This is a genomic window from bacterium (assembly GCA_030690305.1).
In the GTDB taxonomy this organism is placed as follows: domain Bacteria; phylum Patescibacteriota; class Minisyncoccia; order Phycocordibacterales; family JAGLPS01; genus JBBUCK01.
Genome location: JAUYHB010000025.1, coordinates 1 through 1699, shown reverse-complemented (window position 1 = coordinate 1699; position 1699 = coordinate 1). Strand labels below are relative to the sequence as shown.

The 1699-nt window shown below is 44.6% G+C and carries 2 protein-coding genes; both read right to left on the bottom strand.

All coding sequences use genetic code 11. The features are described from left to right. Positions 1-949: histidine kinase N-terminal 7TM domain-containing protein (locus tag Q8O71_03395; protein MDP2705408.1), on the bottom strand; the 949-nt coding region annotated here is incomplete at its 3' end. 3 nt (positions 950-952) lie between these two features. After that, positions 953-1699: HAMP domain-containing sensor histidine kinase (locus Q8O71_03390; protein MDP2705407.1), on the bottom strand; the 747-nt coding region annotated here is incomplete at its 5' end.

Sequence of the window (1699 nt, the reverse complement as noted above, 5' to 3'; positions counted from 1 at the left end):
CTTCAAGATTTGAATTGAGGTCAGCCAGATTTTTGTTGGCATGGTCGAGTTCTTTGGTCACCTGTTCAAGGCTGTCTTTTTGCTTCACTTCGGTGATAACGCTTCTGATGGTGAGGAGGCCGAAAAAGAGGGTGAGGAGGAGAATACCGAGGTTAAGGAAAAACTCCGGTTGGTCTTTGGAAATGAGAACGCGAGCAAGCATAACCATCCAAATGGTAATAGTAGAAAGTTCGGCAGTGATGACTTTGACGTTGAACAGATGGAAACGGGTAATGTTATAAATGAGACCGAAAAGATATACGGGAATGCTAAATCCTCCGAGAGGGATGAGAGGAACGCCGTACCACATAAGAAATTGGCTCGTACCGCCAATAACAGGGATGAGCGTTGTCCAGAAAATGAAATCTATTTGTTTTTTTACAAGGGCGCTTACCTGTTTTCGGATACGGAAAAGGTATACATAAATCATGTGGAACGACAAAACAAAGATGAAAAGAAAGACTTCAAAAAATATTCCCCTGTCGGGCCAGTACGGAAACCAAAGTTTTGGACTTACGTTTGCCAACACGAAATCGGTTTTAAGAAAAATGTCCGAGAGAAGGAAAAGCGAGAATATTGCCGCTATTGCGTAGGCTCTGCGGCGCTGGGGAGCGTAGGAAACAGGTGCGCATGACTCGACAAAATGGGTTCCAAAATCAAAGAAAAATAGTCCGACAAAAAAGAAACCGAACATGGATATTTGAAATGCGAGGAGGGACAATTCGGCGGTGGGGGCAAAGATTGCAAGAAAAATGGCGAGCGACCACCACACAAGACCGATCGGAATACGGCCGAAAGCGCGGGCTACTATGTTGTCATATGCGGTAAAGAAGAGGAACAGCGCTCCCACACCGCCCGCAACGACGTTTGTAACAAGAGAGATGATATAAATAAGCGCGTATTGATGCATGGTTTACATTACCGGCAATTCAATGATAAATGTCGTCCCTTTTCCCGGGCCTTCCGACTCCGCCGAAATATTTCCTTCGTAGGCATTAATGACATTTTTTGAGAAAGCAAGCCCGATACCCTTCCCTGTTGTATTTATAAGTTGCGCTTCCTCGCCCTGTTCAAAAAAACGGCTAAAAAGTTTCGGAAGGTCTTTATCGGAAACACCGATTCCCGTATCAATAATTTTTATTCGTAAGCGCTTTGTCTTTTCAATGGGATGAAGGGTGATTACTCCTTCAATGGAAATTGACCCCGAGAGGGTATATTTTATGGCGTTATCGACAAGATTAAAAAATGCCATACGTGTCGATTTCTTTTCCACAAACACTTGGGCGGCAGACGCCTCCGGCGTAAACGAAATATTGAACGCAAGGTGTTTTTTCTCAAGTTCGGTCACAAGTTCCGACTTAAGTTCCGACAACAGGGTGGCAACGTTCACCGCCTCCCGGTTGAAATTAAGGCTACTGTTTTGTTGTTTTGAAACATTCAAAAATTCATTGACAAGATCGGTCATGCGCAATGTGCTTTCGTTTGCCTTCTGGAGGTACGTCCGCATCCGGTCCGTGATTTTCTCATCCAACGACAGTTCAATGAATCCTTTGACAATTGTGAGCGGAGTGCGGAGGTGGTGCTGGGTGGTGAGGATAAACTGGTCTTTGGCTTTGTCCAATTCTTCAAGTTCGATTCTCGCTTTCTTTTCCACTTCGTA